Source organism: Demequina sp. NBRC 110055 (genome assembly GCF_002090135.1).
Classification (GTDB): domain Bacteria; phylum Actinomycetota; class Actinomycetes; order Actinomycetales; family Demequinaceae; genus Demequina.
Genome location: NZ_BBRL01000013.1, coordinates 1 through 25775, shown reverse-complemented (window position 1 = coordinate 25775; position 25775 = coordinate 1). Strand labels below are relative to the sequence as shown.

Genomic DNA, 25775 nt, shown 5'->3' with positions numbered 1-25775 from the left:
GACAGTGTGAACCGGACCGCGGGCGACGCACCGGAACAGACTCCTGGGCACGGATACCGGGAATTAGGGGGTGGCGTGAACCCCAATAGGACGCGAACATGCGTTACTTGCCGCGCGTGGTTCGGGCGAGATGTGGCAACAGTTTTATTGGGTCCGCCTGGGAACAAACCTTCCGCGTGCTGCAAGCCGACGGTTTGCCCAGCTGGTGTCAGTATGGTCGAAGTCTTCAATGGCGGCTTCTTCGAACCACTCCTTGTCGGCAATCCCGACCAGTGCCGTGAACTGCTGGGTTTCGATATCGCGCACGCTCAACTCCCAACGGGCCCCAGGCGCCAGCAGGCTCGTCATGGGGACAAACCTCGCGGCGACGTCCTCTACAGTGAATTTGCCGCTCGCAACCTCAGACTGTATTTGCCGGGCTAATTCGTCTTGATCACCGTATTCCGTCGCGAACGAAAGGGCCACGCGAAACTGCATGTCGAGTGGCGCTGCGTCGCGTGCACGTAAGTGCTCGAGAACGGTGGTTGTCGCGCGTACCGACAGTTGAGACGCGAATTCAGCCCACCAGGCAGGCGCATGATCACTAGATGGTCCCATTTCATTCCGAGACCAGAATGCGACCGAAGAGGAGAAACCGCTGGGGTCGAGGGTCCTCAACGCTTCGGACAGGTGATGTGGCGCAGTGTCTGAGGGCGCTTGGCTTAGCACTTCAGCGCACAGATGTGCGAGTCGGCGCGTCGGTGACGAGTCGTTGCCATGGTCTTTGCGGCAGGCTTCTGCCGCCTCGGCGAGGGCCTCAAGCAGGGATGAACCGGGACTTTGAACTGGGCCGGGCGCAACCAAAGCGCGAATCTTGTTGACGACCCGGTTCACGGTGCGTTCATCGAGCCCGCCAACAACCGACGCGAGGGCCTTGCTCGATCCGTGGCGTGCTTCGGAAACAGCGGCCGCGACGTGACTGTCGCGCACATCGTCTCCGGGGAGGCCAAACGCAAAATACCGATCGAAATAGTCAGCATCCGCGACGCGCTTAGTGCCACCCGAGTGTTGACCCGAAATCGTGCTATCTAGTTTGAGCTTTGGGAAAAGAAGGGTCAAGGATTCGCGGACGTCAGCCTGTTCGTCCTTTGGGACCCCGGCGACTAGTTCGTCCATCGAGTACGTCGCCCGCCCGATCTTTCCATCGGTCATTTGTAGCGGACCCGTGTTGCCGCTTAACAATTGCTCGCGAACACGAGGCAGGCGCTCATATACGCTCGGATGACGCGAACGGAGCAGCGTGAGCAGTTCAAGATCGCGTCGATTGATTTCGTCATGGGGGAGGAGCGATGCGGCGAAACGTTGCTGCTCGACATAGCGGGCGAGCGACCTCGGTGTGCTAAGCGACCTGACGAACAGCGCCTCTGCGTCTTCCCACGCGTGTGCGGCGCTGGTGCTCGGATCTACTTCAACTACATCGCGCAGATCAGTGTTGAGCTTTGAGAGAATCTGTTCCTGTCTCAGTGGCGGAACGTGAAATGGGTACTGCACGATCTTTTCCAGAAACCGGAGTGAGAACGCATCGTCGGTAGGGCTCGTCGGTCCACTCGACTGGATCAACGAAGCCGTGGATCGATGGTCGTACGCGATCAGGTAATCGATAGACGGGAAGCGTCCGAGGAGTCGGATTATTCGAAGTAGTGTCAGTAGTTCGGTCGGCTGCAACCGATCCACGTCGTCAACGATAATGAGGACGGGTTCCCCGACCTCTCTGAGCGCTTTTGAGGCACGCTCAAACGCGGTGCTCCAATCCTCCCTCGATTCGAGTTGGCTCCCGAGCAGCCTTGATGACTGCTCGATGCTTGTACCGATCACAGGAATCGCTGCCGCTGTCGGCGCTGCGAGCTGCAACGCTTGCGATATCGCCGACTTAGCCTTTCGCGCCGCGCGAGTCTTTCTCGGTAGTGCTGCCGATAGGGCCGCGAAGAACTCTTGAAACAACCCCGTCGAGTCGGAGGCGGACCATGGCGTGAACATCGCGACGTGCCAGTGCGACCTAGACCCACGAAGTTCGTGTGACACGTAATTCGCGAGAGTGGTTTTGCCGCTTCCCCAGCTTCCTTCTAGTCCAAATACCGTGCTGGACTCCTGAGAATGGGCGTTGTCAATGGTCCTGGCAACCTGGCGCGCGAATGCAACTCGCTCAAGTCGATCGTCTTCCAGATCTACGAGCGCGTCGTCGCTCCACCCCGAACTCACCACAGAGCCCCAAGCCTCCGAACTGTGTGCTACTTCCGGTTCGCCCGGTAGTACGCGATGAGCGCCTGCGTCGAAGCGTCCTGCGCCTCGAGCGCCGCGTCGTCGCCCTCGATCGCCGGAGCGATCTCGAGCGCGAGCTTCTTGCCCAACTCCACGCCCCACTGGTCGAACGAGTTGATGCCCCAGACCACGCCCTGCACGAACGTGATGTGCTCGTACAGCGCGATCAGCTGACCCAGCACGGCCGGAGTGAGCGAAGGCGCGAAGATCGACGTGGTCGGCTTGTTGCCCGCGAAGGTGCGCGCCGCGACGAGCGGGCCGGTGGTGCCCTCCGCCTCGACCTCCTCGGCGGTCTTGCCGAACGCGAGTGCCTTGGTCTGCGCGAGGAAGTTCGCGAGGAACAGGCTATGCACGTCCTGCTCACCGTCCGTGAGCGGGTAGGCGGGATTCACGACGGAGATGAAGTCGGCCGGGATCAGCTTGGTGCCCTGGTGAATGAGCTGGTAGAACGCGTGCTGGCCGTTGGTGCCGGGCTCGCCCCAGAAGATCTCGCCGGTCTCGGTGGTGACGGGGCTGCCGTTCCAACGCACCGACTTGCCGTTGGACTCCATGGTGAGCTGCTGCAGGTACGCGGGGAAGCGGTGCAGCTGCTGCGCGTACGGCAGGACGGCGTGCGACTGCGCGCCCAGGAAGTTGACGTACCAGACGTTGAGCAGGCCCATGAGGACGGGCACGTTCTGGGCCAGCGGAGTCTCGGCGACGTGGCGGTCCACGGCATGGAAGCCCTCGAGCAGCTCGCCGAACACGTCGGGGCCTAGGGCGATCGCGAGCGACAGGCCGATCGCGGAGTCCACCGAGTAGCGTCCGCCCACCCAGTCCCAGAAGCCGAACGCGTTGGTGGGGTCGATGCCGAAGTCGGCGACCTTGTCCAGCGCGGTCGAGACGGCGACGAAGTGGTGAGCGACGGCATCGGCCTTCTTGTCCTCGTCGGACAGGTCCACGCCGGCCTCGGCGAGCGTGGTCCACAGCCAGTCGCGCGCCATGCGCGCGTTGGTAAGGGTCTCGAGCGTGGTGAAGGTCTTGGACGCGACGATGAACAGGGTGGTCTCGGGGTCGAGGCCCTTGACCTTCTGACCCATGTCGGTGGGGTCGATGTTGGACACGAAGCGGGCGGTGATGCCGGCGTTCGCGTAGGGCTCGAGCGCCTCGTACACCATGACGGGACCCAGGTCCGAGCCGCCGATGCCGATGTTCACGACCGTCTCGACGCGCTTGCCCGTGATGCCGGTCCACTCGCCCGAGCGGACGCGGTCGGCAAACTCCGACAGGCGACCCAGGACCTCTTGGACGTCCTCGTCGACGTTCTGGCCGTCGACCACGAGGGCGGGCTCGGCGCCGGCGGGGCGGCGCAGCGCGGTGTGCAGGACTGCGCGGTCCTCGGTGGTGTTGATGTGCTCGCCTGCGAGCATCGCGGCGTAGCGCTCGGCGACGCCCGTCTCCTCGGCGAGCTTGATCAGCGACGCGAGAATCTCGTCGGTGACGAGGTTCTTCGACAGATCGACGTGGAGGTCGGCCAGCGGGAACGAGAAGCGCTCCACGCGGCCGGCGTCGGCGGCAAACCAGGCGCGCAGATCGGGGGCGAAGCCGTCCTTGGCGGACGTGAGCTCGGCCCAGGCGGACGTGGTCGTGGCATCGATGGGTGCGTTCACGGCTCCCAGGCTAGTCGCGTCCGGCGCGCGCGTCTCTGGGACCTTGGGGTCGGCCGATGCTGTGTCTGGGCTCGGCGCGGACCTCGCGCTAGGTTGGCGGCTATGACCGCACCCACGCGCCGAGTACCGCTGCCGGTCAGCGCGCGCGGACGCGACGCGGTGGGGGCAGTAGCGGTTGCCGCGGTCATCATCGTGGTGTCCTTCGCGGGCGGGATCGCCGATGCGGGGGCGTGGGTCGATCTCTGTGCGTCGCTGCTCGCATGCGCGGCGCTCACCTGGCGGCGGGAGTGGCCGATCGTCGTGCTCGTGGTCACCGGCGGGGTGTTCGCGATCTCGACCACCGCGCTCGACGGAGTCTCGACCGCCCTGATTCCTGCCGTGATCGCGTTGTACACCGCCGTGACTCGTGCGGCCAAGGTCGTCGTTGCCATCTCTATCGGGGCGCTCGCGGTCGTCGCGGTCGGCACCGTACTGGTCGCCGACGGTTCGCGGGGTCCGACAGATGCGGTGGTTGTCTCGGCGGAGATCTGGATGGCGCTCATCACCGCCGTCGGCATCGCCGTGAGCCTGTACCGCCGATCGGTTGGACAGGAGCGTGAACGCGCGCGGCAAGCGGAGGAGACGCGGGACGCACTGGCGCGATCGCGCGTGGCGGAGGAGCGTCTGCGCATCGCTCGGGAGCTGCATGACGCCGTGGGTCACCACGTCGCTGTCATGAACGTGCAGGCGGGTGTCGCCGAGGCGCTGCTCGAGAGCGATCCGCGGCGCGCGGCCGATGCCCTAGCTCTCGTGCAGGACTCCGGTGCGCGCGTCCTCGAGGAGTTGCCGGTGATGTTGCGTGTGTTGCGACAGGACGAGGAGGACGTGCGGCCCACCCAAGGAATCGGCGATGTTGACGATCTGGTCGACGACGCGCGTGCTGCGGGTCTTGAGGTCAGCGTGACGGTGGGCGAACTCGCCTCTGACCTCCCCGCGGCCGCCGATCACGGCGCTTATCGCATCGTGCAGGAGGCGCTGACGAATGCGCGCAAGTACGGGGATGGCCATGCTGCTCTCGACTTACGCGGAGCGGGTGGAAGCCTGCAGATCGAGGTGCGCAACCGCATCGGCCAACACGACGTCCTCGCCCCCTCGGGGTTCGGGCTCCTTGGCATGCAGGAGCGTGCGGCGGTGGCCGGCGGGACGGTGACCGCCGAGCGCGAGGGCAACGAGTTCGTCGTGCGTGCGTCGCTGCCGCTGCGAGAGAGGAGAGGCTGATGGTGCTGCGCGTGGCGGTCGTTGATGACCAGGATCTGATCCGCGGCGGATTCGTGGCAATCCTCGGAACCGCCGATGACATCGAGGTGGCGGGCGAGGCCGCCGATGGCGCGAGCGCGCTCGATCTCGTGAAAACGGTCCGGCCCGACGTGGTGCTGATGGACATCCGCATGCCTGGCATGGATGGGCTGGAGGCAACCGAGCGGATCGCGGCCGACCCCTCACTCGCCGATGTGCGAGTGATCGTGCTGACGACGTTTGAAGAGGACGAGTACGTGCTCCGAGCGCTTCGCGCAGGGGCAAGCGGCTTCCTTGGCAAGGGCGTGCGGCCTGCGGCCCTCATCGACGCTGTCCGGACGGTGGCTGCGGGCGAGGAGCTCCTCTCGCCGGCCGCGACGAAGGCGGTCATCGCTCACGTGGCGCAGGACCGCGCGCAGCCATCCGTGGCCTCCGATGTTTTTGCACACCTCACCGATCGCGAGCGCGAGGTGGTCCTGCTGGTGGCGCGGGGCCTCAGCAATGATGAGATCGCCACGGAGTTGTTCGTGAGCCCGCTCACCGCCAAGACCCACGTCAATCGCGCGATGATGAAGATCGGTGCGCGCGACCGAGCCCAGCTGGTAGTAGCGGCTTACCAGGCAGGACTCGCAGGAACTGGCGACTAGGCGCGACGTCCTACTGCGATCGCAGTACGCGCAAGTGTCTGCGGATGCACGATGTGCGAGGGCGCTCCGCTGAGAAGACTGGAGTCATCACCAAACAAGGAGATGACATGAGCGCTAACCCCGTGGCCAAGCCCGTTACCACTACCGACCCTCGTGCTGCCAAGCCCGACCTCCCCTTCTACGACGGACCCGGAGCCATCTCCGGTGGACGTTGGCTTGTGGTGGTCGCCGCGTGCGCAGTGTCCTTCGCGCAGCTCACCCTCCTGCCCATTCCCGGCGGAGACACGGTGTCGCAATGGGTGCATTCGATCCTCTTCCCCCTCATCCCGCTTCTCGCGCTCGCCTGGGCCGCACCGCGCGGATGGACTCGGCTCTTCCGCACCGTGCGCTTGCGCCAGATTGCGCAGATGTTCGGGTTCGCACTTCTGTCCCTAAGCGTCAGCCTTGGCGCCGCGATGGCCCTCAGTAGCGTCATCGGCGCGAATCCGAACCCTGCAGCGCGACTGCTGGCCGACGCCAGCGCGGGCGAACGGGTGCTGTTCCTTCTGGGAACCATCCCTCAGCTCCTCGGCGAGGAACTCATCACCATCCTTCCCATGCTGGCCCTGCTGTCGGTCCTGGTCCGTCGGCTCCACTGGAACCGGACCACCGCGCTCGCCGTGGCATGGACTGCGACGGCCGTGATCTTCGGCCTGCTGCACCTGCCCACCTACGGATGGAACGTGCTCCAGTGCCTGGTGTTCATCGCCCTGGCACGCGTCTTCCTCACCCTCGCCTACGTCGTCACCCGCAACCTGTGGGTCTCGACCGGGACTCACATCCTCAACGACTGGGCCATGTTCTCGGTCGGGATGGCGATCCCCGCCTTCCTGTAGGCGCTCGCCACGACGTGAGGGTCGCCGCAACGGCGGGGCGGCCCTCGCCTCCGCCTCTTTCGGAGGCGTTCGCCTCCTACGCATCGAAAGGAACCCTCATGTTCGCCCGCCGCTCCATCCGCCGCGCCGCCACCGGCATTGCCGCTACCGGAATCGCACTCGGCTTCGTTCTCGCTCCTCACGCGGCCTTCGCTAGCGGCGGCCACCCCGGACACGGGTACGGTGTGTGCGCCCACGGCCTCGGCAAGGACAAAGCCGCTGAGGGCAGTCGCCCGGCAGATTGCGAGACCGAGCCGACCGTCGAGACGACTCACGCGCCTGGAGGTGCGACCACGGCCCCAGCCATCGCCGAGACCCCCGATCCCGTCCCTAGCGCGGGTCCCGACCTGGCCGCCGTGCCGGACGTCGCAGCTCAAACCGAGGTCGCAACAGTTCCTGTACAGCGACCGCAGGCGGTGCCGACCATGTCCAGCCTCGTGAGCCCATCGTTCCTGTCGGAGACCCGCGTGCCAGCGGATCCGGCCTTGGTCACCACGGTGGCTGTGCCGACGCCCAGCCCGCAGGCTGTGCCGAGTGATGCGCCGCTGGCGCGCCCGGAGGTCGGGTCGGTCGTGACGCACCCCGTGGGGCCGCTCGATGCTCCAGTGTTTGTCGACCAACGTGAGCCTGGAGCTCTCTCGTTTGAGAGCACGGGCGGTCCCGATGAGCCGTTGTTCGTGCAGCGTGTGGAGGTGCCGTCAGTACGCGCGCAAGGCGTGCCGAGTGTTGTACCGCTGGCGCGCGCGGAGGTGGGGGCGTCGGTCACGCAGCCTCTCGAGCCGCAGGACCTGCCGCCGCTCCAAACACGAGGTGTACCCGAACCTCACGCCCCGACTTCCGTCGTCCCGGTCCACATTGTCGATCCGTCAGTGACATCCGCGGCGAAGGCCGACCCACAGGGGCCCCTCGTTGAGGTCGCGGCGCTGCCTGACGGTGCCTCTGCGACGCCGAGTTCCACAGTCCCGGTTGCTGAACGTGACCGAGCCGTTGCATCGGCCTTCACCCCACCTCCCGCCCCACGTCACCATGGCCACCCCAGTTCGCCACCTGCCGGCGCGACACGTCTCGCCCACACGGGCGTCGGCACGTGGACCTGGGAACTCCTTGGCATCGGGATGGTGGGCATCGGACTTGGCTCGCTCGCGATCGGCGCCACGCGCTTCACCTCGCGGGCCTCGAGGCGGTCGTGAGGCCGACTCGGGAGAGCGCCTGCGGCGATCGGCGTCATCAACGGACATCATCCGCTGCATGCCCCGTTCTACCGTGACATAGAGCGGTGTCTCGTGACGGCCGATGCCGTGGCTGGTTCAGTAGTAGTACGGCGCCTTGGTGGCGGGGTCGTGCGGGTCGAGGTCCCAGGCATTGCACCACGCGCGGTCTCGTGGCCAGACAAACGACGGGGAGTCGTAGGCGTCGAGTCTCAGCGTGTGATGCCAGGTCGCGATGTCGCCAAGTGGACCTTCTGCGAGGTAGGACGGGTCACGGTCCCTGACGCCGACGCGGTGCCCGATCCGGGGAAGCGTCTTGCTCACGCCGCGGTTTCAGACCACGTCATACGCGTCATCGGGCGTCGAGGTGTGCGGGGCGAGCGCCGTCACGGCGTCTGCGAGCAGCGCAGCATGGGCTATGCGGGACCGAACCGGTCGGTGACGGCCTCGCGCCACGTGCTGTCGGCCAGGCCCGCGCGGTCAAGGAGGTCTCGCCAGTCGTCCTGAGCGTGCTCGACGGCGTCGGCGAACAGGCCGCGATTGGCGCGCGACACCATCAGCACCGCGGCGTGGACGCGTTCGGGATCGACGACGCTCGGGAGCGTGATCTTCTCGAGGGCGCTCATGACGGCGGGCGAGTCGACGCCGAAGTCGTCGACTGCGCGCTCGCGGACCCGGTCGCTCACTACTGCCATGGCGGGAATCCTCTCACGGTCGAGAATCCGGGCGGGTCCCTAGGCTGAGGGGATGCGTGCAGACCCATCCTCGGCTCGCTTGCGGCGTGCCGTCGGCATTGTCGCCGCGCTGAACTTTGGCTATTTCTTTGTCGAGTTCTCGGTGGCGCTCGCGGCGGGGTCGGTCGCCCTGCTCGCGGACAGCGTCGACTTCCTCGAAGACGCTGCCGTAAATGCGCTGCTCCTGGTGGCGCTGGGCATGACGCTGGCGCGCCGTGCGCTTGCGGCCAAGGTGATGGCGGGAATCATCCTCATCCCTGCGCTCGTCGCAGCGTTCCAGGTGGTGCGCCGGCTGTGGGAGCCCACCGTGCCCCACGTGCTTCCTGTTGTGTTGGCGGCCTCGGGCGCGATCGTCGTCAATGGAGTGAGCGCCTGGTTGCTCGTACGCGTGCACCACCACGGGGGTTCGCTCGGGCGCGCCGCGTTCCTGTCCGCGCGCAATGACGTCCTGGTCAACGCGGCGATCATCGCCATGGCGCTCCTCACCGCATGGACCGGGTCGGGCTGGCCGGACGTCGTCCTGGGCGTCATCATCACGGGTCTCGCCGTCCATGCCGCATTCGAGGTGTGGGAATTGAGCGAGGCGGAGCGCCTCGATGCCGCGGCTCGCGAGCTGGGTGCGGTCGGCGGCGCCCAGTAGCGAGGGCTATAGCGGCGGTGCGACCGCACGCTTGCCCTGGACGAACACGCCTCTGATGGCGGGCTGACGGAGCCCCACAAGGAGGGTGAAGAGCTCCTCCAGTGTCGCCTCGTCCTCGTCGTCCGAGCGAATTCCCATGCTCAGCATGCCGTCGAGCGGCTCCCACAGCTTCTTGTCGATGAGGAGGAAGTCGGCGTCCTTTCCCTCGTCGAAATTGCCGAAGGCATGCTCCATGTCGAGCGCCCGTGCGCCAGCGAGGGTCGCCGCGAACAGGAGCTCCGCGGGGTGTAGGGCGGTGCCAGCGTCGCCCTCTTCCGAGATGTGCACCTTGTAGCAGTCTCCGGCCACACGCGAGATGAGCCACTCGTCTCCGGCGCCGATGTCAGACCCCAGAGATACGTTGACTCCAGCGGCAATCGTCGCCCGCCACGGCATCGTCCCTGAGCCGAGAAAGAGTTGGGAGGTGGGGCAATGAGCGATCGACGTTCCGGTCTCCGCCATCCGGGCCAGCTCGCCCGCTTGCGAGTGCACCGCGTGCGCCAGGGTGGACCGGCGACCCAGGAGCGTGGACCCTCCCTGCTTGGATCCGGGCAGGAAGTGTCCGTCGTAGGTGTCGAGGTAGGAGTTGACGCCGTACGAGCCGAGCACCGCAGCGATCTCGCCGTCGCCCTTGCGGTTGTTCTCGTTCAAGTGCGAGTGGAAGTAGACGCCGCGCCCGCGCACGGAGTCGTACAACTCGCCCATGGCGGCGAGCGTGGTGGGTGTCACGGAGAGCGAGAAGCGGGGCACGATGCCCACCTGGACCTTCGCGGTGCGAGCATCGCCGGTATCGACGGCATGCCAGCGGTCGATCTCGTCGGCGACCATGTCGATCGCGGCGGCCTCGCTCGTCATGAGTGCCGCTGCGGTGTCGGGGCCCACCGTCTGCACGCCGCGTCCGGACACCACGCGCAGGCCGGCCGCGAGCGTCTCTCGGTACAAGGCGTCCTGAGCGACGGGGAAGGCCGAGCCGAACACCATGGCCGCCGTGGTGCCTGCCGCAATGCGACGCCGCGTGAAGTAGCGCGCGCCCTGTGCCGCGAACTCGGGGTCGGCGTAGCGAGCCTCGGTGGGGAAGATGCAGTGGTCGAGCCACTCGAGCAGTTGCCCGCCGCCGTGCGCGGCGGTGGCGTAGGCCTGGGGGAAGTGCACGTGGCTGTCGACAAAGCCCGGGAGGAGATAGTCCGCCCGGGTGACCGGCGCATCGACCCACTGTGCGGGAAGCGACGCGACGTCGCCGCACCACGCGACGGTGCCGGCCTCATCCACCACCAGGGCGCCGTCGGGGAGCGAGACCAGGTGGCGCGTGACGTCCGCCTGGTCGGGGTGACCGGCGATGTGGAAGATGTGCGCGCGGTAGACGGTGGGGGACACGTCGGGGCCTTCCTCAAGGACTCGGGGATGACCCGAGGGGCGGGTCGGTATCGCCCGCTGACTGCTCTGCCTCGACACGCTAGCCGTCCTCGGTTTCTGCCACATTTCGGCGGCGAAATATCGGTGGACAACGGCGTGTCGGCGTGTCGCTTCGGCGTGTCCGCACACCGTCCCGGCGTGTCGCCAACACTGTCCACCGCCGTACACAGGATGCCCACAGGGCCTGTGCAAAAAATTGTGGACGAAACACACCATCTTGTGGTGGTTGCGGCGCCCACCCCCATATATAGTGATGGCCAGCCAGCACGGCCCACACCCTTCGAAAGGAAGTCCTCATGACGATCGCGGTCTACTCGAAGCCCAGCTGCGTGCAGTGCACGGCCACCAAGAAGGCTCTCGAGCGCGCTGAGCTCGAGTTCACGATGTTTGACGTCACCGAGGACCAGGACGCATACGACACGGTCATGAAGCTCGGCTACCTGCAGGCGCCCGTCGTGGTCGCCGGCGACGAGCACTGGTCCGGCTTCCAGCCCGACCGCATCGCCGCGCTGGCCGAGCGGGCCGCCTCCTAAGCGAGCCTCCCGTGGCTTCGCTCGTCTACTTCAGCTCGGCATCCGGGAACACTCACCGGTTCGTCGAAAAGCTGGGGGTGCCTGCCGAGCGAATCCCGTTACTGCCCACCGAGGCTCCCCTCAAGGTCGACGAACCTTACGTGCTCGTCCTTCCCACCTACGGCGGGGGCAACGGCAAGGGCGCGGTACCCAAGCAGGTCATCAAGTTCCTGAACGACGAGCACAATCGCTCATACATCAGGGGAGTGATATCCGCGGGAAACACGAACTTCGGTGCGGCCTACTGCATCGCCGGCGACATCGTGGCGCAGAAGTGCCACGTGCCGCACCTGTACAGATTTGAACTCTTCGGAACGCAGGACGACGTCACTGCGGTACGCGACGGATTGGAAGAGCTGTGGAAGCAACAGTGATCGAGAAGCCCCGCACGGGCATGGACTACCACTCGCTGAACGCGATGCTGAACCTCTACGACACCGAGGGCAACATCCAGTTCGACAAGGACCGCGAGGCTGCTCGCGAGTACTTCCTCCAGCACGTGAATCAGAACACGGTGTTCTTCCACTCGCTCAAGGAGCGTCTGGACTACCTCGTGGAGAAGAACTACTACGAGCCCGAGGTGCTCGCGCAGTACGACTTCGCCTTCATCCAGCAGCTCCACGACCGCGCTTACGGCAAGAAGTTCCGTTTCCCCACGTTCCTGGGTGCGTTCAAGTACTACACCTCGTACACGCTGAAGACCTTCGACGGTCAGCGCTACCTTGAGCGCTACGAGGACCGCGTGGTCATGGTGTCGCTCGCGCTCGCCGCCGGTGACGAGGCCCTCGCCACCTCGCTGGTGGACGAGATCATCGCGGGCCGTTTCCAGCCCGCGACCCCCACCTTCCTCAACGCGGGCAAGGCCCAGCGCGGCGAGTTCGTCTCCTGCTTCCTGCTGCGCATCGAGGACAACATGGAGTCCATCGGCCGCTCCATCAACTCCGCGCTGCAGTTGTCCAAGCGTGGCGGTGGTGTGGCGCTGTCGCTGTCGAACATCCGCGAGTCGGGTGCACCCATCAAGCACATCGAGAACCAGTCCTCGGGCATCATCCCCGTGATGAAGCTCCTGGAGGACTCCTTCACCTACGCGAACCAGCTGGGCGCGCGTCAGGGTGCGGGTGCGGTGTACCTCTCGGCGCACCACCCCGACATCATGAAGTTCATGGACACCAAGCGTGAGAACGCGGACGAGAAGATCCGCATCAAGACGCTGTCCCTCGGCATCGTGGTGCCGGACATCACCTTCGACCTCGCTCGCAAGAACGAGGAGATGTACCTCTTCAGCCCCTACGACGTCGAGCGCGTCTATGGCGTGCCGTTCGGCGACATCTCCATCACCGAGAAGTACTACGAGATGGTCGACGACTCGCGGATCCGCAAGACAAAGATCTCCGCGCGTTCGTTCTTCCAGACGGTCGCCGAGCTGCAGTTCGAGTCGGGCTACCCGTACATCGTGTTCGAGGATACGGTGAACCGCGCGAACCCCGTCAAGGGCCGCATCAACATGTCCAACCTGTGCTCGGAGATCCTCCAGGTCAACACCCCGTCGGTGTTCAACGAGGACCTCACCTACGAGGAGACCGGCAAGGACATCTCCTGCAACCTCGGCTCGATGAACATCGCCCTGGCGATGGACGGTGGCGACCTGAGCAAGACCGTCGAGATCGCGGTGCGCGGCCTCACTGCCGTATCCACGCAGTCGTCGATCGACTCGGTGCCGTCCATCAAGTACGGCAACGACCGCGCCCACGCCATCGGCCTGGGCCAGATGAACCTCCACGGCTACCTGGGCCGTGAGCGGATCCACTACGGGTCCGAAGAGGGCATCGACTTCACCAACATCTACTTCTACACGGTGCTGTTCCACGCGATCGCGGCCTCCAACCGCATCGCCAAGGAGCAGGGCACGGCGTTCGAGGGCTTCGAGGACTCGAAGTACGCGAGCGGCGAGTTCTTCGACAAGTACACCGAGCAGGAGTGGGTCCCGGCCACGTCGCGCGTGGAGCAGCTGTTTGCCGATGCGGGCATCACCATCCCCACGCAGGAGGACTGGCGCGAGCTCAAGGCCGAGGTCCAGGCGTACGGCATCTTCAACCAGAACCTGCAGGCTGTGCCGCCGACCGGATCGATCTCGTACATCAACAACTCGACGTCGTCGATTCACCCGATCGCGTCGAAGATCGAGATCCGCAAGGAAGGCAAGCTGGGCCGCGTCTACTACCCCGCGCCCTTCATGGACAACGACAACCTTGAGTACTTCAAGGACGCCTATGAGATTGGCCCCGAGAAGGTCATCGACACCTACGCTGCGGCCACGCAGCACGTCGACCAGGGCCTGTCGCTGACCCTGTTCTTCCCGGACACCGCCACCACGCGCGACATCAACAAGGCGCAGATCTACGCGTGGCGCAAGGGCATCAAGACCATCTACTACATCCGCATTCGCCAGCTGGCGCTCGAGGGCACCGAGGTCGACGGCTGCGTCAGCTGCATGCTGTAGCGTCCGCCCCAGATCTCATTCGTCACGTAAAGGAACCGACATGACCGAGAAGCTGACGCTCGTCAGCCACGTCGACGCCATCAACTGGAACCGCATCCAGGATGAGAAGGACGTCGAGGTGTGGAACCGCCTGACCTCGAACTTCTGGCTACCTGAGAAGGTGCCGATCTCGGGCGACATCCAGTCGTGGAACACGCTCACGCCCCAGGAGCAGACGCTCACCATGCGCGTCTTCACGGGTCTGACGCTGCTCGACACGATCCAGGGCACCGTCGGCGCCGTGTCGCTGATCCCCGATGCGCTCACCCCGCACGAGGAGGCCGTCTACACGAACATCGCGTTCATGGAGTCGGTGCACGCGAAGAGCTACTCGTCGATCTTCTCGACGCTGTGCTCGACCAAGGAGATCGACGAGGCGTTCCGCTGGTCCACCGAGAACCAGAACCTGCAGCGCAAGGCGCAGATCGTCCTGGACTACTACCACGGTGACGACCCGCTGAAGAGGAAGGTGGCCTCGACCCTGCTCGAGTCCTTCCTCTTCTACTCGGGCTTCTACCTGCCCATGCACTGGTCGAGCCGCGCCAAGCTCACGAACACGGCGGACATGATTCGCCTCATCATTCGTGACGAGGCCGTGCACGGCTACTACATCGGCTACAAGTACCAGAAGGGGCTCGAGAAGGAGACCCCGGAGCGTCGCGAGGAGCTGAAGGAGTACACCTTCAACCTGCTGTACGACCTGTACGAGAACGAGGTCCAGTACACGCACGACCTGTACGACGGTCTCGGCATGGCCGAGGACGTCAAGAAGTTCCTGCATTACAACGCCAATAAGGCCCTGATGAACCTGGGCTACGAGGCGCTGTTCCCGTCGACCGTGACGGACGTCAGCCCGGCGATCCTGTCGGCCCTGTCGCCCAACGCGGACGAGAACCACGACTTCTTCTCCGGGTCTGGATCGTCCTACGTGATCGGCAAGCACGAGGAGACCACGGACGACGACTGGGACTTCTAAACTCCCGCGTCACACGCAGCGAGGCCCCCGCACCATCATCGGTGCGGGGGCCTCGCTGCGTGGGGGTGGACCTCACTCACTGTCCATCAGGACGCATGCACGTGCGTGAGGGCACGGTGAGTGCCCACTGGGGCGCACGGTGGAGACCGGGGCTGCGTCGTCTGCGGAGCAAGCGCGTGGCTACACCAGCCCGGAGTACTGCTTCCAGGCCAGGGGAGCGGCCGGCTCTTCGTCGCGCACCACGGAGGCCTGGATCAGGCCGTAGGGGCGGTCGTCCGCGTGGAAGACCTCGCCCTGGCTCTCGATGCCGAACCGTCCCAGGTCGTACTCGAAGTGGTGCTTGTTGGGGGCGGACATGCGGATCTCGACCAGCTCGGGCACCGCCTCCAGCGCCGCCTTGCCCATCTCGAACAGCGTCTGCTGCAGCGCGAGCGAGTGGTGGGTCGCGAACACCGAGGTCAGGACGCCCTTGACCGTCGCGTACACCGCATTCCAGTCCGCCGACGTGCCGGGCGCGAACCGCCACTGCGCCACCAGTGACGTGGCCATGATGCGGTCGTCGGTGGGCTGCAGCACCGTGAACTCGTCCTTGAGGAACCCGTGGAACTCGGACCCGGTGGACTTGAGGATCGTGAGGTCCTTCAGTCCCTGGATGACGTGCTCGACACGCGAGTCGCCTGCGCCATCGACCGTGATGGCGGCCGTGCGCACCTCCTGGCCCGAGCGCACCCACGTGTGGTCGTGCTCGGCGCCGTCGACGAGGACCCGCTGCCACGCGAACTCCTCGACCTCGATGCGCGCACCGCGCACGGGCTCCACGTCATCCACGAAGTGGCGCGCCAGCGCGAGCGCATAGTCCTCGACCGGGTTGAGCCCCACCGTCTTCGCATACGCGTAGGCGGTCTGCTTCTGCGTATCGGTCGGCAGCACGGTGCCCTGGTCGCCGGTGAGGTGGGCGTCGTCGAAGTCGCCGCGCAGGCACGTCGAGACGTTGACGTCGGTGATCTCGTGTCGGGGCGTGTCGCGCACGATGCGCACGACGCGGTTCTCCGCCTTGCCGTACTGGTGAGGTCCGAGGGTGATGGCCATGGCGGCCCCTTTCTCAGCGGGACGCGCACGGCGCGCGTCGGATGGAATCACGGTAGCGATGCGGCATTTCGCAGGCGTTTCTTACGGCTTTCGGACGGCCGATGCCGTGGCCGGCTCGGCAGCGTCAGTGCCGCTCCAGCAGCCGTCCGGTGTTCTCGGCATTGGCGCGCACGGGGAAGATCTGCGCGCCGGCAAGCCACGTGCGCTGCACGCGTCCGGTGAGCTCGTGGCCGTCGAAGGCTGACACGGGATTGCGGTGCGACAGATCGGACGCGACGACCGTCCACCGCTCAGTCGGGTCGAACGCGACCAGGTCGCCGCGCGCGCCGAGGCGGATGGCGCCCTTGTCGGCGAGGCCAGCGAAGGCCGCGGGCCGGGACGTGACCCACGCCACGGCATCGGCGAGCGGGATGTCCCGGGCCGTGGCGCCCGAGGCGACCGCGGACAGCATGACCTGCACACCCGAGATTCCGCCCCACGCGCGCGCCCAGTCGCCGCCGGCTCCGACCTTGAGCTCGGCCGTGGCGGGGGAGTGGTCGGACGCCACCAGGTCGATCGTGCCGTCCAGCAGCGCCTCCCACAGCGCCTCGCGGTTGGCCGCGTCGCGTACGGGCGGGCAGCACTTGTACTGCGTCGCGCCGTCGGGGATCGAGGCGGCGTCGAAGGTCAGATAGTGCGGGCAGGTCTCCACGGTGATGCGCACGCCGTCGGCCTTCGCCGCACGGATCGCGGGGAGCGCCCGGGCAGCGGACAGGTGCAGGATGTGCACCCTGCATCCGGTCTCGCGCGAGGCGGAGATGACCGCGTCGATGGCCGCCATCTCGGACGCCTCGGGGCGCGAGCCCACAAAGTCCGAGTAGTCGGCGCCGCCCGCATGATCGAGCAGCGTGTCGGGGTCCTCAGCATGCACGATGAGCAGGCCGTCGAAGGCGGCGATTTCGGCCGCGGCCTCGACCAGCTGCGCGCGTGAGAGGTGCGGGAACTCGTCCACGCCCGAGGGCGACAGGAAGCACTTGAAGCCGAACACACCGGCCTCGTGCAGCTCGCGCAGGTGCCCCAGCGACGAGGGGATGGCGCCGCCCCAGAAGCCCACGTCCATCGACACCTGGGGTGCGGCCGCGGTGCGCTTGAGGACCAGCGCCTCGAGCGTCGTGGTGGGCGGGATGGAGTTCAGCGGCATGTCGAGCAGCGTGGTGGTGCCGCCGGCTCCCGCGGCGAGGGTAGCCGACGTGAAGCCCTCCCACTCGGTGCGCCCGGGCTCGTTCACGTGGACGTGGGTGTCGACCACGCCGGGAAGCAGCACCTGGGAGTTGGGCAGCGTCACGTCCTCGGCGGCGTCGTACTCGGCACCGATCTCTCCGATCGCCCGGATCACCCCGTGCCTCACGGCCACCGACGCCGGCTGCCATTCGTCGCCCACCAGCACGCGGCGCGAGCGCACCACCAGATCAAAGTCCTTCATGCCCCGACACTAGGCAACCAATATTGCGCGCGCGTGTCCGGGCCATGGCCACGCGGGCAACACGCGCGAAACGCCGCGGCCGTACAGTCGGCTCATGTGGGAGATCGCGCACCAGCTTGAGGCCTCGCTCGCCGCGGGCCGCCGCGTGGGCGTCGTGACCGTGGCGGTGGTCCACGGCTCGGCGCCGCGCACCGTCGGATCGTCGATGGCCGTGACGGAGGCTGGCGAGGTCATCGGCGCCATCTCTGGCGGGTGTGTGGAGTCCGAGGCATACGAGCTGGCCCTCGCCGCGCTCGACGGAGACCTGGGCGTCGCCTCGACCGAGCTGGGTCTGTCCGACGACGATGCGCTCGCGGCCGGACTGTCGTGTGGCGGCCACCTGAGCGTCGTCGCCTCTGTCCTCGAGCCCGGCGCCCACGCCGTGCGCGAGCAGCTCCGTCTCGCCTCTCGCGGGCGGTCCGCCCGGCTGGACATCGACCTCGCCACGGGTGCGGTAACGACGGCCGATGCGGTGGCGGCCCCCGTGGGCACCTTGCGGATCGCTCGGGACGACTCGTCGCGGCTCATCATCGTGGGCGCCGTCGACTTCTCGGCCGCGCTGGCGACCGCCGCGCGCCCCCTGGGCTACCGGATCACCGTGGTGGACGCCCGCCCGGCGTTCGCGACCGCGGCGCGCCACCCGGACGCGCACGAGGTGATCCGCGCCTGGCCGGGCGACTACCTGACCGCCACGAGCATCGGCCCCCGCGACGCCATCTGTGTGCTCACCCACGAGGAGCGCTTCGACATCCCTGCGCTCGTCGCCGCCTTGGCGTCTCCCGCGAGCTTCGTCGGCGCGATGGGTTCGCGCCGCACGGACGCGCGCCGGCGCGGGCTCCTCGCGGAGGCCGGCGTCGGCCCCGACGCACTCGCGCGCCTGCGCAGCCCCATCGGCGTCGACCTGGGCGGCGTGACGGCGGCCGAAACGGCCGTCTCGATCGTCGCGCAGATCATTGCGGACGCGCGCGGGCGCGAGGGAGGCCACCTCGCCGACCGCACGGCCGCCATCCACGCCCGCGGCTAGGCCTGCAGCATCCTCCACACGCGGTCGCGCGACATCGGGATCGACATGGGACGCACGCCCACTGCGCGCCGGATCGCGTTCGCGAGAGCAGGGGCCACGGGGTTGTAGGGCGACTCCGACATGGACTTCGCGCCGTAGGGGCCGAGCTCGTCCGCGGTGGTCGCGAAGCGCACGTGGGTCAGCGGCACATCCGCCATCTGCGGCACGCGGTACTGGCGGAACGCGGGATTGGCGACAGCGCCGCGCTCGTCGATCATGACCTCCTCGTACAGCGCCGAGCCGATGCCCTGCGCCACACCGCCCTCGATCTGGCCGCGGCACTGCTGGGGGTTCATCACCACGCCCGCGTCCGCGGTCTGGACCGAGCGCAGGATGCGCACCTCACCGGTGTCGGGCCGCACCGCGACGCGGAAGGCTTGCACGTTGAACGCGACGGAACGTTCGCGCTGATCCAGGAAGGCCTCGGCCCACGCCTCGTCGCCGCGGCGATGCGCCGGGTCCACGCCGGCGACGAGGGCGCCCCAGTCGGGGGTTCCGTCGGACGCATCCGCGCCCGCCAGCAGCGCCTCGCGAAGCTCCACGCACGCCGCGTGCAGGGCCTTGCCCGCGACCACGATGCCGGTGGAGCCGAACGCGCCGGTGTCGTGCTTCACGGCATCCGTGTCGGCGTGGGTGAGGCGCACGCGCGAGCGAGGCACTCCGAACACCTCGGCGACAATCTGGGTGTGCACGGTGGTGGTGCCGTTGCCGAACTCCGCCGTGCCCGAGCGCGCGTGGAACCGGCCGTCCGCACCCACGGAGATCGAGGCGACCGCGACGTGTCCGCGGGGCGGGAGGGTCGCGATCATCGAAGCCGCCATGCCCTCCCCGACGGCCCAGCCCTCGGGGGCGGGGACGTCGTCCGGGCCGGCGAGCTCCTCGCGTGCCAGGTCGAGACATTCGTCGAGACCGAACGAGCCGAACTTCAGGTCCTCGTCGGGCGCGCCCGCGACGATGAAGGGGTCCCCGGGGCGCACGGCATTGAGGCGGCGCATCTCGAACGGGTCGAGTCCCAGGTCGTGCGCGAGCTCGTCCATCGCGGACTCGATCGCGAAGATCACCTGGCCCAGCCCGTAGCCGCGGAACGCGCCCGAGGGGACGTTGTTCGTGTACACGGCTTCGGCGTCGAGCCGCTTGACGGGTGCGCGATAGACGGCGATGGACTCGTGGCAGCCGTGGAACATCACGCCCACGGCGTGGTTGCCGTAGGCGCCGGTGTCGCTCAGCACGTCGACGTGCAACGCGGTGAGGGTGCCGCCGATGTTCGCTCCGGCACGCACGCGCACCCGCATGGGGTGACGCACCGAGGTGCGGGTGAACTCCTCCTCGCGCGTCATCTCGTACGCGACGGGACGGCCGACGGCGAGCGTCGCGAGTGCGGCGATGTCTTCGCAGAACATCTCCTGCTTGCCGCCGAATCCGCCTCCCACCCGAGCGGTGAACACGCGCACTCGCTCGGCGTCCCAGCCGAGCACCCGGGCCAACTCGTCGCGTACCAGGAACGGCACCTGGGAACTGGTGCGGACGGTGAGGCGGCCGTCGTCGGCGACCCAGGCGATCGCGCCGTGCGTCTCGAGTTGCGCGTGGGAGACGCGCGACGTGGACCAGACGCCGTCGGTGACGACGGCCGATGCCGCGAGCGCCTCCTCGACGTCCCCCGTCTCTTCGTGCACGGTCGCCACGACGTTGCGCGCGGCATCGGCCACCCTGTCGGCGGGCGTGCGGTCGGGGTGGAGGAGGGGCGCGCCGGGCGCGCGGGCGGCCTCGGGGTCGAGGACGTGGGGGAGCACCTCGTACTCGACCATGACCGCGCTCGCGGCCAGGTCGGCCTGGCGCTTCGTGTCGGCGATCACGACCGCGACGCGTTGGCCGATGTAGCGCACCACCGTGTCGAGCATCCGGGTGTCGTCGGGGTCGTCGGTGCGGTGCTGGTGGCGGCCCGTGGAATACAGGACGTCAGGAGCGTCCTCATGAGTCAGGACCGCGAGGACCCCATCCATCGCGAGGGCCGCCGACGCGTCGATCGCCACGATCCGTGCGTGCGCGTGCGGCGAACCCACCACCGACAGGTGGGCCGTGTCTGCGGGCATCTCGTCGAATGTGAACGGTTCGCGCCCTGCGACGATGCGGTCCTTAGCGGAGTGCACCACGGAGGCGCCCACGCCGGTGTGCTCGCCCGTTGGTGCGGCGTCGAGGCGCCCGAGAGTCCGCGCACACCCCCCGCAGCCTTCGCCCGATCCGCAGAGGCCGTGCGTCAACGCCTCGCGGATGGGTCGGTAACCCGTGCAGCGGCAGAGGTTGCCGCGCATGCGCTGGGCGAGGGCCTCGGGATTCGCGACGTCCTCGGAGGTGAGCGTCGACGCGGTCACGGCCATGCCCGGCGTGCAGAAACCGCACTGGAACCCGGCGTGGTCGGCGAGCGCCTCCTGCACCTCCGTGAGGCCGTCGCCGCCCCCGAGCCCCGCGGCCGTCGTCACGTCGCGGCCCTCGGCCCGCTGCGCCGGGGTCAGACACGCGTGCACCGCCTGGCCGTCAAGCAGCACCGAGCACGCGCCGCAGTCGCCCGAGTCGCAACCCTTCTTGACCTCCACGTGGCCCGCGTCGCGCAGGAACGTCCGCAGGCTTTGGCCCGGCGCGGGCGCGGCGTCGACCGGCGTGCCGTTGACCGAATACGTCATGCGAGCTCCTCCGCCACCTCGGCCAGCAGCGTCGCGGAGACGCCGCGGCGCCAGTCCGCCGTGCCGAGCGGGTCGGTGTAATACCCCGGCGCCGCGAGTGCGTCGGCGACCACGGCATCGGCCGTTGGAACCTGCGTGTAGCGCAGGACCACCGGGACACGAGTGGCGGCGGTGATGACGAGGACGCACGAGCCGTCCGTGTCGCGTCGCCCCGTGAGCAGCGCGCCGGAGCGGCCGTGCTGGGCCAGCGCGATCCGCCGGTGTGCGGTGCGGGCGGCGAGCGCGGCGGATGGCAGGGTGATCGCACGGATCGCGTCGCCGTGGCCCAGGTGCGACACTCCGTTGTCGGCGGGGATGTCGGCGACAGGCACCTCGTCCACGCTTCCGTCGGCACGCCACACGTCGGCCACGCCGTCGAGGGTGGCGGCCATCGCGACCATCGCCCCCGCTGCGTAGGACTTCGCGACATTGCCGCCGACCGTGGCCGCGGCCTGCACCTTGAAGGAGGCCAGCAGGGACTCCGCGCACTGATGCATGAGTGGCGCCGCGGGAAGGTCCGAGCGGTGGGCCCAGGCGGCCAGGTCGCCGATGGTGGTCATGGCGCCGACGCGCAGGTCGCCCGGCATGGTCAGCTCCAGTTCGTCCCATCCCAGACCGGCGAGGTCGACCAGCCCGGTGAGGCCCGGCTGAGGCTCGGAGTACAGCCAGGTGGCGCCGGCCATGAAGGTCTCACCCGGCGCTAGCGCCAGATCCTCGCGCCCGCTCGCCGTACGCATGGTGCGTACCCCGGCCAGGTCCATCGCCGCCTCCCTCTCCCCAGGTCACCGGGGTAGCCCGCGCGGCCACGGCATCGGCCCCGCCCTCGACAATCTGCCACGGGGTTCGCGCGTCGCCTGACCAAACGCGGCGAAATTTACGGAGCGGTAACACCCAGGGCACCGCGGGCGAAACGCCGCGCGCCTACGGTGAGCATCGGCGGCGCTCCGGAGGGGGGAGCGTCGCCCTTCTTGTGCCTCAGTGGCCGTTGACGGAGAAGTGCATCCAGTCCTCGCGGCCCGTCCAATGCCCGCCCCAACTCCATCCGATGTCGGTGAACGCGGCGTACACCGCGGACGCCTCGTCGATCATTCCGGTGCGCATGTCCTCACGGTCGAGGTAGGCCTCCGACAACTCGGGGAAGAGCTCCTCGTCACGACGGAAGGGGTTGTGGAACGGATTGATGTCGACGGCCTTGCCGTAGGCGTGCTGAGACCAACGCGTCACCGCGCCCACGATCTGGCGACAGGTGAAGGCGCTCGTGACGTTGTGGTCGCCGGTCGCGGGCGAATCGCGCTCCTCGCGCGAGATCACCCGCATCTCCTCGATGGGGTACTGGGCCGCGAAGATGTCCTCGAACGCGGAGGCGACGTCGTCGACGTTGTCCTCATGGACGATCATCTCGCCGGTGTGCACCTCGCCATCGAAGCCCCAATATGGCATCACCACGTAGGCGAGGTCGTCGATGTGGACGGGGCACCCGGCCTCCCAGGACGAGCGCACTGCGACGTCGTCCGGCACCTCGCGCGAGATCTCCTGGAACCACTCCTCATTGGGGGGATCGGGAAGCCACTCGCGCGGCGCCAGCTGGCGGTCCTCGAGCTCGGCAGGCGTGTCGCTGGGCACACCCAGGTTGTTGTCGCCCATTTCGAGTGGCACCTGGCCCAACCACAGGGGGCGCGCGTATTGATCGTCGTCGATCGGCTGTGCAGTGACGGTCACTGCGGGAAGCGGCGCGGGAGTGGCGGTCGCAGTGGTGGTCACGGTGGACGTGACCGTCAGGGGCGCTGGCGCGTCGCGGTCGAGGAGGGAGCACCCTGCGACCAGTCCGCCGGCCACGGCCGTCGTGAGGATGAGAGAGATCGAACGTACCGACATGCGGCCAGGGTAGTGATCCGTGTGCCCGTCGTGAAGATGGCCGATGCTGGGGTCGCCCGAACGTCGGTGGTTCATGGTGGGATAGGTGGCGTGAGTGATGTGAACGATCCCCGCGCCCGTCACCAGGATCTGGTCCAGCAGGTGGAGGAGCACCGCGCCCGCTACTACGGCGACGATGCCCCCACCATTTCCGACGCCGCCTATGACGCGCTCGAGCGGGAACTGCGTGACCTCGAGGCGGCCCATCCGGAGCTCGCTGAGCCCGACTCGCCGACGCAGGTGGTCGGCGCCGCGCGCGGCGACACCGGCTTCGCGTCCGTGCAGCACCGCGAGCGGATGATGAGCCTCGACAACGCCTTCTCGGTGGAGGACGTGGCGGCGTGGCTCGCGCGCGTGGGCAAGGAGGCCGGCGATCAGGAGATCGTGTGCGAGCCCAAGATCGACGGGCTCTCGATCTCGCTCACCTATGAGGACGGGGAACTGGTGCGCGGCGTCACGCGCGGCGACGGCACCACCGGCGAGGACGTCACCGCCAATGTGCTCACCATCGCCTCCATCCCACGAAGGCTCGGCGGCGACCATGTGCCCGCTGTCGTCGAGGTTCGCGGTGAAGTGTTCCTTCCCGTCGCCGCGTTCGAGGAACTGAACGACCGCCTGCGTGAGGATGGGAAGCCCACGTACGCGAACCCCCGCAACACGGCGGCCGGTTCGTTGCGGCAGAAGGACGCGGCCGTGACCGCCGGGCGTCCGCTGGACCTCACGTGCTACGCGCTGGGCGCGCTGGAATGGGGCGGGGCCGATGCCGATCCGAGACTCGCGGCGCAAGACGGCATCTACGCGGTGCTGGCCGATTGGGGATTCCCCGTGACGGCGCACGCGCGCACCCTGCGCGGGATCGATGCCATCGCCGATTACCTTGCCGAGCTCGAAGGCAAGCGTCATTCGCTGGTGCATGAGATCGACGGCGCCGTGCTCAAGGTCAATGACCGCGCGGTTCAAGGGGCGCTCGGCTCCACCAGCCGTGCGCCGCGGTGGGCGATCGCCTACAAGTTCCCGCCCGAGGAGGTGCACACCACTCTCGAGGACATTCGTGTGGACGTGGGCCGCACGGGCCGTGTCACCCCTTATGGAGTGATGACGCCCGTCACTGTCGCCGGCTCGACGGTGACCTATGCGACGCTGCACAACCGTCATGAGGTCAAGCGCAAGGGCGTCCGCATCGGCGACACCGTCGTGTTGCGCAAGGCCGGGGACGTCATCCCCGAGATCGTCGGGCCGGTGGAGGCGGCTCGCACCGGGGACGAGCGCGAGTGGGTGATGCCCGAGAACTGTCCTTCCTGCGGTACCGCCTTGGTCGAGCAGAAAGAGGGAGATAAGGATCTGCGCTGCCCCAATGCCCAGGGCTGTCCCGCACAAATCGTCGACCGCATCGCCTTCATCGGCTCGCGTGGCGCATTCGACATCGAGGTACTGGGGGAGAAGGCAGCGGCAGGGTTGGTCGAGTCCGGGGTCCTCGTCAACGAGGCTGGGCTGTTCGACCTCACCGAGGATGACCTCCGCGCCGTGCCCATGTTTGTCTACGACGTGGACGAGAAGCTCACCCGCAAGCAGGCCGACGCCGGCCTCAGCGGACGCAAGGCCGGCGACGTGGCGGAGAACGGTCGCAAACTCATCGCCAACCTGCGTGACGCTCGCGCCCAGCCGCTGTGGCGTGTGGTGGTGTCGCTGTCGATTCGACACGTGGGGCCCACCGCCTCACGCGCGATCGCGACGGAGCTGGGCTCGATGAAAGCGATCCGGGGCGCCAGTGAGGAACGGCTCGCCGCGATCGACGGCGTGGGCCCGGTCATTGCCCAGTCCGTCGTGCAGTGGTTTGGCGTCGACTGGCATGTGGAGATCGTCGAGCGGTGGGCCGCGGCGGGCGTGCGCATGGAGGACGAGCGGGACGAGACGGTGACGCGCACACTCGAGGGCCTGACGATTGTCGCCACGGGGTCGCTCGACGGCTTCACTCGCGATTCGGTCAAGGAGGCGATCATCTCCCGGGGGGGGAAAGCCGCCGGGTCGGTGTCGAAGAACACCTCGTACGTGGTCGCAGGCGCGAATGCGGGTTCGAAGGCGGAGAAGGCACAGCAACTCGGTGTCCCGATCCTCGACGAAGCGACCTTCGTGAGGCTGCTCGACGGTGGGGTAGACGCACTCCCCTCGTAACCGCGGCCCCCGGGGCCCTGCACGGGCGGGAGAATCCAAAAAAACTTCAGAGAATTTTGGCCCATGTTTCGGGCAGATGACGTGCCCGCGGGGACCTAACTCGGCATTTAGCAGGGACTATCCAAGCGACACGCCCGGACTGAGGCCGATTTGACGATGGGGTTCACATCCCCGTAATGTTCTTCTCGCTGCCGACGAGGGAAGCGTTCGAAAGGTCCTGAGGGGCCTCACTGAGCACCACGAGACAGCAACTCCAACCTCTGAATCACGGTCGTTAGCGCGCCCAAGAGGATGTAGGATGGAGAGCCCGTTCCGGGCAAGCCAACACGCCAAGAAAAACGGCGAGTTGACACGGCCGGAAACATCGGGTAAGTTTTTACGAGTTGCCCCAAACGCCGGCCGGAAGGTCCGCGGG

General features: G+C 67.5%; 20 protein-coding genes. 10 read left to right on the top strand and 10 right to left on the bottom strand.

Annotated elements, in window-relative coordinates; translation table 11 throughout:
* Window positions 1-144: 144 nt before the first annotated feature.
* The gene (locus tag B7K24_RS13155; RefSeq protein WP_159449255.1) at window positions 145-2238 is read right to left on the bottom strand and encodes a P-loop NTPase fold protein; all 2094 of its coding nucleotides are present in this window, start codon (window positions 2236-2238) and stop codon (window positions 145-147) included.
* Between the two features lie 29 nt (window positions 2239-2267).
* Complete coding sequence (gene pgi / locus B7K24_RS13150; RefSeq protein WP_084130798.1) at window positions 2268-3947, bottom strand: glucose-6-phosphate isomerase; 1680 nt, start codon at window positions 3945-3947, stop codon at window positions 2268-2270.
* A gap of 102 nt (window positions 3948-4049) precedes the next feature.
* Here pgi and B7K24_RS13145 point away from each other — a divergent pair, with 102 nt between their 5' ends.
* The 3 genes from B7K24_RS13145 (at window position 4050) to B7K24_RS13135 (ending at window position 6744) form a co-directional block, all read left to right on the top strand.
* Window positions 4050-5204 (top strand): sensor histidine kinase, encoded by a 1155-nt coding sequence (locus B7K24_RS13145; RefSeq protein ID WP_084130797.1) that lies wholly within the window; start codon window positions 4050-4052, stop codon window positions 5202-5204.
* Complete coding sequence (locus B7K24_RS13140; RefSeq protein WP_084130796.1) at window positions 5204-5869, top strand: response regulator transcription factor; 666 nt, start codon at window positions 5204-5206, stop codon at window positions 5867-5869. Before B7K24_RS13145 ends, B7K24_RS13140 begins: the two co-directional genes overlap by 1 nt.
* Window positions 5870-5976: 107 nt before the next feature.
* A complete protein-coding gene (locus B7K24_RS13135) occupies window positions 5977-6744 on the top strand; it encodes a CPBP family intramembrane glutamic endopeptidase (protein ID WP_159449254.1) in 768 nt (255 codons plus the stop codon).
* 1346 nt (window positions 6745-8090) lie between these two features.
* On the opposite strand, the gene B7K24_RS13125 is transcribed toward B7K24_RS13135, so the two are convergent.
* On the bottom strand, window positions 8091-8315 hold the full coding sequence (locus tag B7K24_RS13125) for a hypothetical protein (RefSeq protein WP_084130793.1): 225 nt from the start codon (window positions 8313-8315) through the stop codon (window positions 8091-8093).
* A 92-nt stretch (window positions 8316-8407) separates the two neighbouring features.
* Window positions 8408-8686, bottom strand: coding sequence for a hypothetical protein (locus B7K24_RS13120; protein WP_084130792.1), 279 nt, complete (start codon window positions 8684-8686; stop codon window positions 8408-8410).
* 52 nt (window positions 8687-8738) lie between these two features.
* On the opposite strand from B7K24_RS13120, the gene B7K24_RS13115 reads away from it, so the two are divergent.
* Entirely contained in the window at window positions 8739-9365 is a 627-nt protein-coding gene (locus B7K24_RS13115) for a cation transporter (RefSeq protein WP_084130791.1), read from the top strand.
* A gap of 6 nt (window positions 9366-9371) precedes the next feature.
* Here the strand turns inward: B7K24_RS13115 and B7K24_RS13110 are convergent, their stop codons facing one another.
* A complete protein-coding gene (locus tag B7K24_RS13110) occupies window positions 9372-10778 on the bottom strand; it encodes an amidohydrolase family protein (RefSeq protein ID WP_234986717.1) in 1407 nt (468 codons plus the stop codon).
* 335 nt (window positions 10779-11113) lie between these two features.
* On the opposite strand from B7K24_RS13110, the gene nrdH reads away from it, so the two are divergent.
* From nrdH to nrdF, 4 genes are read left to right on the top strand one after another with little or no spacing between them, the layout of a single operon-like run.
* Window positions 11114-11350 carry a glutaredoxin-like protein NrdH gene (nrdH, locus tag B7K24_RS13105; protein WP_084101754.1) on the top strand — a complete coding sequence of 79 codons (237 nt, stop codon included), beginning with the start codon at window positions 11114-11116 and terminating at the stop codon, window positions 11348-11350.
* Window positions 11351-11361: 11 nt separating this feature from the next.
* Window positions 11362-11763, top strand: a complete 402-nt coding sequence (gene nrdI / locus B7K24_RS13100) for a class Ib ribonucleoside-diphosphate reductase assembly flavoprotein NrdI (protein WP_084130789.1) — start codon at window positions 11362-11364, stop codon at window positions 11761-11763.
* Between the two features lie 20 nt (window positions 11764-11783).
* Window positions 11784-13889 carry a class 1b ribonucleoside-diphosphate reductase subunit alpha gene (nrdE, locus tag B7K24_RS13095; protein ID WP_084130800.1) on the top strand — a complete coding sequence of 702 codons (2106 nt, stop codon included), beginning with the start codon at window positions 11784-11786 and terminating at the stop codon, window positions 13887-13889.
* Window positions 13890-13929: 40 nt separating this feature from the next.
* A complete protein-coding gene (gene nrdF, locus B7K24_RS13090; protein WP_084130788.1) occupies window positions 13930-14904 on the top strand; it encodes a class 1b ribonucleoside-diphosphate reductase subunit beta in 975 nt (324 codons plus the stop codon).
* A 180-nt stretch (window positions 14905-15084) separates the two neighbouring features.
* Here the strand turns inward: nrdF and pucL are convergent, their stop codons facing one another.
* Window positions 15085-15993, bottom strand: a complete 909-nt coding sequence (pucL, locus tag B7K24_RS13085; RefSeq protein ID WP_084130787.1) for a factor-independent urate hydroxylase — start codon at window positions 15991-15993, stop codon at window positions 15085-15087.
* 124 nt (window positions 15994-16117) lie between these two features.
* Complete coding sequence (gene allB / locus B7K24_RS13080) at window positions 16118-17455, bottom strand: allantoinase AllB (RefSeq protein WP_084130786.1); 1338 nt, start codon at window positions 17453-17455, stop codon at window positions 16118-16120.
* 94 nt (window positions 17456-17549) lie between these two features.
* Here allB and B7K24_RS13075 point away from each other — a divergent pair, with 94 nt between their 5' ends.
* Entirely contained in the window at window positions 17550-18518 is a 969-nt protein-coding gene (locus tag B7K24_RS13075) for an XdhC family protein (RefSeq protein WP_084130785.1), read from the top strand.
* On the opposite strand, the gene B7K24_RS13070 is transcribed toward B7K24_RS13075, so the two are convergent.
* The 3 genes from B7K24_RS13070 to B7K24_RS13060 all read right to left on the bottom strand — a co-directional run bounded on the left by B7K24_RS13070 (window position 18515) and on the right by B7K24_RS13060 (window position 23149).
* A complete protein-coding gene (locus B7K24_RS13070) occupies window positions 18515-21235 on the bottom strand; it encodes a molybdopterin cofactor-binding domain-containing protein (RefSeq protein WP_084130784.1) in 2721 nt (906 codons plus the stop codon). The genes B7K24_RS13075 and B7K24_RS13070 overlap by 4 nt on opposite strands.
* Entirely contained in the window at window positions 21232-22035 is an 804-nt protein-coding gene (locus B7K24_RS13065) for an FAD binding domain-containing protein (RefSeq protein ID WP_084130783.1), read from the bottom strand. Before B7K24_RS13065 ends, B7K24_RS13070 begins: the two co-directional genes overlap by 4 nt.
* Window positions 22036-22249: 214 nt before the next feature.
* Window positions 22250-23149 (bottom strand): M15 family metallopeptidase, encoded by a 900-nt coding sequence (locus B7K24_RS13060; RefSeq protein WP_159449253.1) that lies wholly within the window; start codon window positions 23147-23149, stop codon window positions 22250-22252.
* Between the two features lie 90 nt (window positions 23150-23239).
* Between B7K24_RS13060 and ligA the strand changes: the two genes are divergently transcribed.
* Window positions 23240-25360 (top strand): NAD-dependent DNA ligase LigA, encoded by a 2121-nt coding sequence (ligA, locus tag B7K24_RS13055; protein WP_234986716.1) that lies wholly within the window; start codon window positions 23240-23242, stop codon window positions 25358-25360.
* The last annotated feature ends 415 nt before the right edge of the window (window positions 25361-25775 follow it).

What these genes read in the sequence shown, in the direction of transcription:
- B7K24_RS13145 (WP_084130797.1), top strand. Translation starts at nt 4,050, where the DNA reads ATGACCGCACCCACGCGCCGAGTACCGCTGCCGGTCAGCGCGCGCGGA.
- B7K24_RS13140 (WP_084130796.1), top strand. Translation starts at nt 5,204, where the DNA reads ATGGTGCTGCGCGTGGCGGTCGTTGATGACCAGGATCTGATCCGCGGC.
- B7K24_RS13135 (WP_159449254.1), top strand. Translation starts at nt 5,977, where the DNA reads ATGAGCGCTAACCCCGTGGCCAAGCCCGTTACCACTACCGACCCTCGT.
- B7K24_RS13120 (WP_084130792.1), bottom strand. Translation starts at nt 8,686, where the DNA reads ATGGCAGTAGTGAGCGACCGGGTCCGCGAGCGCGCAGTCGACGACTTC.
- B7K24_RS13115 (WP_084130791.1), top strand. Translation starts at nt 8,739, where the DNA reads ATGCGTGCAGACCCATCCTCGGCTCGCTTGCGGCGTGCCGTCGGCATT.
- nrdH (WP_084101754.1), top strand. Translation starts at nt 11,114, where the DNA reads ATGACGATCGCGGTCTACTCGAAGCCCAGCTGCGTGCAGTGCACGGCC.
- nrdE (WP_084130800.1), top strand. Translation starts at nt 11,784, where the DNA reads ATGGACTACCACTCGCTGAACGCGATGCTGAACCTCTACGACACCGAG.
- nrdF (WP_084130788.1), top strand. Translation starts at nt 13,930, where the DNA reads ATGACCGAGAAGCTGACGCTCGTCAGCCACGTCGACGCCATCAACTGG.
- pucL (WP_084130787.1), bottom strand. Translation starts at nt 15,993, where the DNA reads ATGGCCATCACCCTCGGACCTCACCAGTACGGCAAGGCGGAGAACCGC.
- allB (WP_084130786.1), bottom strand. Translation starts at nt 17,455, where the DNA reads ATGAAGGACTTTGATCTGGTGGTGCGCTCGCGCCGCGTGCTGGTGGGC.
- B7K24_RS13075 (WP_084130785.1), top strand. Translation starts at nt 17,550, where the DNA reads ATGTGGGAGATCGCGCACCAGCTTGAGGCCTCGCTCGCCGCGGGCCGC.
- B7K24_RS13070 (WP_084130784.1), bottom strand. Translation starts at nt 21,235, where the DNA reads ATGACGTATTCGGTCAACGGCACGCCGGTCGACGCCGCGCCCGCGCCG.
- B7K24_RS13065 (WP_084130783.1), bottom strand. Translation starts at nt 22,035, where the DNA reads ATGGACCTGGCCGGGGTACGCACCATGCGTACGGCGAGCGGGCGCGAG.
- B7K24_RS13060 (WP_159449253.1), bottom strand. Translation starts at nt 23,149, where the DNA reads ATGTCGGTACGTTCGATCTCTCTCATCCTCACGACGGCCGTGGCCGGC.